This window comes from Rhodococcus sp. (in: high G+C Gram-positive bacteria) (assembly GCF_049591685.1).
Lineage (GTDB): Bacteria > Actinomycetota > Actinomycetes > Mycobacteriales > Mycobacteriaceae > Rhodococcoides.
In genome coordinates this window covers 1-4,590 of the sequence record NZ_JBAWFH010000234.1, presented here as the reverse complement: position 1 = coordinate 4,590, position 4,590 = coordinate 1, and the positions used below count along the sequence as shown (strand labels likewise).

Below are 4,590 nucleotides of genomic sequence, written 5' to 3'. Positions count from 1 at the left end.
GCTGGGAGCGGCGCGTCGCGAGTGGAGGAGGTGAAATCAGCTCTCGGAGTCGTCCGAGCCTTCGCCGCCTGCAGCCTCTTCCTGAGTCTCGGCTTCGCCGACCTCGGAGACGGGCTCGGTGCCTTCGCCATCGGCTTCGAGGTCTTCCTCGGACGGAGCCTCGACGACGTTGACGAGCAGCAGTTCGGGATCGGAGATCAGCGTGACGCCGTCGGGCAGCGTCAGGTCGCCTGCGGTGATCTGCGTCCCGATGGCTGCGTCCTCGATGGAGACGATGATCTGCTCGGGGATCGACAGTGCGTCGGCCTCGATCTCGACTGCGGTGGAGTCGGTGGTGACGAGCGAGCCGGCTGCGGCGTCACCCTCGACGACGACGTTGACCTCGACGGAGACGCGCTCGCCCTTTTTGAGGACGAGGAGGTCGGCGTGCTCGATGCTGCGGCGGATCGGGTGGACGACGACCGACTTGGTCAGTGCGACCTGCTCGGATCCGTCGATGTCGAGCGTCAGAATGGCGTTGAGGCCGTTGTTACGCAGGACGGCCGCGAACGCGCGAGCGTCGAGCGCGAGGTGCTGGGGATCGGTGCCGTGTCCGTACAGAACGGCCGGGACCTGGCCGTCACGGCGGGTGCGGCGTGCAGCGCCCTTGCCGAATTCGGTGCGGACGAGCGCCTTGAGGTTGTTTACTTTGTTGGCCATGAGTGAACTCCTGGATCTGGGTGGACAAGGCTCGTCGGGGCGGACACGTACGAGCTTGACCCAGGGGGCCTAGCCGCGTCGATCACGGTGGATCCTGCTTCAGGACTCACCCTCGCCGAGACAACCTGGAAGACTGTACACGCTTTTATCCAGTGGCGACCACGAGGGGGCGGGCGATGGACCGCGCCACCTCGAGGGCGTCGTCCCTGGCGCCCGCAGTGCTCATCACCAAGGCACCTTCGTGGATCAGGGACAGTTTTGTGCCCAGCTCGGAGGGGTCGGCCAGGCCTGCTTCCGTTGCCAACCGGACGAACAGGCCCCTGGTCCATTCCTTCTCTCGACGAATCACCTCGAGTGCCGGGTGGTCGGTGCCGCCGAACTCTGCGAAGGCGTTGACGAATCCACACCCGCGGTGGTTGTCGCGCATCCACGCCTCGAGTGCGTCGTAGACGCCGAGGATGCGGGCGGCGGGATCCGGGTAGTTCTCGAGGTGGTCGGTCACGAAATCGCACCATCGGTCGAAGCGACGTTCGAGGTAACGCATGACCAGGCCGTCCTTGGACCCGAAGCGGTCGTACAGGGTCTTCTTGGTAGTCCCCGCTTCGTCGGCGATGAGGTCGACGCCGACGGCTTTGATGCCGCGCTCGTAGAACAGCGCGCTGGCGACGGTCAAGATGCGTTCGCCGGCGGGGGTCAATGGCTTACTTGCGAGTGTCATGAGTGTCTCCGATCACAGGTGCACTGCAAGTATACAGACCTGTATGATTACCTCGCTGTATGACCAGAACGGACAGCCTCGCGGCAGTAGCACTCGTCATCCTGTGGAGTTCGGGCTTCATCGGCGCAGAAATGGGAACAGCGCACTCATCGGCCTGGACCTTGCTGGGGTGGCGGTACCTCGTCGCCGCGGCGATTCTCGTTGCCTGGTGCCGGTATCGGCGTCTTCGGCCGACATGGCAGGGCATTCGCAGGCACGCGGTCATCGGCTTTTTCTGCCAGTTCCTGTACCTGGGGTGCCTGTTCGTCGGCGTCGGCCTCGGTGTGCCGGCCGGGACCGCAGCGCTCATCGCCGCGATGCAGCCGCTCGTCGTCGCAGCGCTGTCCGCCCGCGTGCTCGGCGAACGGTTCGGCGTCGGGCGCGTGTTGGCCCTCGTCTTCGGCATGGTCGGGGTGGTTCTCGTCGTCGCGGGCGACCTCGGCGGATCGAGCGTCTCTGCGTCGTCGTACCTGTGGCCGCTGGCAGCCATGTTGGCTCTCTCGTTCGGAACGGTGCTCGAGCGCCGGATGAATTCGACGGAGCCGATCCCGCTTGCGATGTGCGTGCAAGCCGTCGTGTCCGCAATCCTGTTCGGAGCCTGGAGTCTCATCGCCGGTGACGCGGTACCGCCTGCGGAATCGAGTTTCTGGATCGCAGTGGTGTGGATGGTGGTGCTGTCGACGTTCGGCGCGTACGGCGTCTACATGTTCGTCGTGCGCCGCAGGGGCGCAACGTACGCCAGTACCGTTCTGTACCTGACCCCGGCGACGACGATGGTGTGGGCGTTCCTGATGTTCGGCGACAGCATCACCCTCCTCGCTGTTCTCGGCGTGGCGATCACCCTCCCCGCGGTGTGCGGACCCTCTGCAGTCGCCCGCCTGCGTGCGCTCAGAGGTGCGTCCTCACGCGGCCCGCAAGCGCAGCAACCATCTCGTCCAACTGCTCGAACGTCACGAAGTAGTGCGGCGACGCCCGAACAACCGCGTCCAATCCCCGTTGGTTCATATCGACGAGCGTCGAACCACGATGACTGACGGTGACCGTGACGCCTTCCGCGGCGAGGGCGTCACGAACGTCGGTGGGCTCTCGGCCGTCGATGCCGAACGAGACGATTCCGCTCTTGCGGTCGCCGAGATCGTGCACGGTGACGCCGTCGATCTCGCGGAGCTCCGTGCGCAGGTATTCGGCGCGGTCGCGGACGGCGTCCCCCACGTTGTCGATGCCGAGCTCGAGCAGATAGTCGACGGCGGTGCCCAGGGCGAGGCGTGCCGCCACGTCGCATTCCCAGAATTCGAAGCGGGTTGCGTCGGGCGCGAGGCGGAATTCGCGTTCGCCGACCCATTGCGCGCTGTGCAGATCGAGCGCCGGTGGTTCCAGGGTTTCGGCCAGTTCACCGCGGAGGTACAGGAACCCGGTGCCGCGTGGTCCTCGTAGCCACTTTCGTCCCGTTGCGCTGAGTGCGTCGACGCCGAGTTCGGTGACGTCGACGCGCATCTGGCCGATCGACTGGCAGGCGTCGAGCAGCACCAGTGCACCGTGTCGGTGGGCGAGTTCGACAACTTCTCGGGCGGGGTTGATCAGGCCGCCGTTGGTCGGTGCGTGCACGAGGGAGACGATGCGGACGCGATCGTCGAGCATGGATTCGAGGGCGGTGAGGTCGATCAGGCCGGCGGGGTCGCTGGGCACGAATTCGACGACGGCTCCCACGGCGGCGGCACGCTGAAGTGCAGCGATCGCGTTGGACGCGTACTCGACCTCGCACAGCAGGATGCGGTCGCCTTCGCGTAGCGGTACGGAGTAGAAGAAGTCGCTCCACGACCGGGTTGCACTGTCGCTCAACGCTATCTCCGACGTACGGGCACCGATCAATGTCGCGATCGAATCTTTGACCGCCGCCAGATCGGCCATCCGCTCGTTCGCTGCGCGATACCCGCCGACCACCGCTTCACGACGCAGGTGCGCGATGGCCGTCTCGACGACGGGTGTGGGGGGCAACGAGGATCCGGCGCTGTCGAGGAACACGGCGGTCTCGGCGGCCGGGGTGTCGCGACGGATACGGTCGAGATCTAGCATGGCGGCGCCTTCCTGGAAGGAAAATTTGTCGGTGCGCTGTGGTCGAGTCGCGGTTACTGTCGAAGCCAGGCTGTCACAACCCGAGCGTTTCGGCCCCGAACCAGCTGGGTAGTTGGTGCCGAACTGAGGAGGCAAGTGTGTCGTCCAACGAGAAGTCCTTGGAGCTGAGTTCGCGTCCGGCTGCCGAGGCCTATGTGTCGAAGGTGTGTTTCAAGCTGGGTCCGCCACAGCTCATCGGCGCCGAACTGGAGTGGTTGACCCACACAGCAAACGGCACCAGGCCGTCTCTTGACAGCATTGCCTCTGCGCTGGGGGAGTACACACCGCGCAGCATCTCACCTTCTTCTCCCGCCCTGTCGTTACCGGGTGGAAGTGCCGTCACCGTCGAACCAGGCGGCCAAATCGAACTCTCCAGTTCGCCGCACGCGTCGGTCAGCGAATTGCAGCGCGCGTTGAACTCCGACGCGCAGCACCTGTCCCACCTGTTGAGCGTGGCCCACCTCGGAATGGAGTCCGTTCCCGCCGATCGTCACCGCGATCCGCAGAGGTTGCTCGCGCTTCCCCGTTACTGCGCGATGGACAAGTACTTCTCCGCCATCGGGCCGTACGGCAAGCTGATGATGTGCAGCACCGCTGCCGCACAGATCAGCGTCGACGCCGGTGTAGACCACGCTCAGGTGACGCAGCGCTGGAACATGCTGGACGCAGTCGGTCCCGCGTTCGTCGCCGCGTTCGCCTGCTCACCGCACCTGCGCGGCGCTCCCGCGGGAGAGTGGACGTCGCAGCGTATGCGTACCTGGCTCGAATTGGACGCCGGCAGAACCACTGTGCCGAGCTTCGGCGATCCGGTAGCCGATTATGCGAGGTGGGCGCTCGACGTTCCGCTGCTCTGTGTTCGTGGTGACGGTGACGTCTGGGACGCCCCCCGCGAAATGACGTTCGCCGAGTGGCTGGTCGATGCGTCCCGCATCGGCAGGCCGGCCACCGTCGCCGATCTCGATTACCACTTGACCACTCTGTTCCCGCAGGTCCGAGCCTGCGGTCATCTCGAGGTGCGCTAC

4 protein-coding genes and 1 pseudogene are annotated in these 4,590 nt (G+C 65.5%); 2 read left to right on the top strand and 3 right to left on the bottom strand.

The features are described 5' to 3' along the window. Window positions 1-36: 36 nt before the first annotated feature. A complete protein-coding gene (locus WBQ44_RS09845) occupies window positions 37-699 on the bottom strand; it encodes a 50S ribosomal protein L25/general stress protein Ctc (protein ID WP_495566520.1) in 663 nt (220 codons plus the stop codon). A gap of 145 nt (window positions 700-844) precedes the next feature. After that, window positions 845-1,417 carry a TetR/AcrR family transcriptional regulator gene (locus WBQ44_RS09840; RefSeq protein WP_495566519.1) on the bottom strand — a complete coding sequence of 191 codons (573 nt, stop codon included), beginning with the start codon at window positions 1,415-1,417 and terminating at the stop codon, window positions 845-847. A gap of 59 nt (window positions 1,418-1,476) precedes the next feature. Between WBQ44_RS09840 and WBQ44_RS09835 the strand changes: the two are divergent. Then, window positions 1,477-2,298, top strand: a pseudogene (locus WBQ44_RS09835) (DMT family transporter); the annotation flags it as partial. Window positions 2,299-2,344: 46 nt separating this feature from the next. Here the strand turns inward: WBQ44_RS09835 and WBQ44_RS09830 are convergent. Continuing rightward, the gene (locus WBQ44_RS09830; protein WP_495566518.1) at window positions 2,345-3,529 is read right to left on the bottom strand and encodes an aminotransferase class V-fold PLP-dependent enzyme; all 1,185 of its coding nucleotides are present in this window, start codon (window positions 3,527-3,529) and stop codon (window positions 2,345-2,347) included. 137 nt (window positions 3,530-3,666) lie between these two features. On the opposite strand from WBQ44_RS09830, the gene WBQ44_RS09825 reads away from it, so the two are divergent. Beyond that, window positions 3,667-4,590 (top strand): glutamate-cysteine ligase family protein (locus WBQ44_RS09825; protein ID WP_495566517.1); only part of this gene is annotated, 924 nt, incomplete at its 3' end.

What these genes read in the sequence shown, in the direction of transcription:
- WBQ44_RS09845 (WP_495566520.1), bottom strand. Translation starts at nt 699, where the DNA reads ATGGCCAACAAAGTAAACAACCTCAAGGCGCTCGTCCGCACCGAATTC.
- WBQ44_RS09840 (WP_495566519.1), bottom strand. Translation starts at nt 1,417, where the DNA reads ATGACACTCGCAAGTAAGCCATTGACCCCCGCCGGCGAACGCATCTTG.
- WBQ44_RS09830 (WP_495566518.1), bottom strand. Translation starts at nt 3,529, where the DNA reads ATGCTAGATCTCGACCGTATCCGTCGCGACACCCCGGCCGCCGAGACC.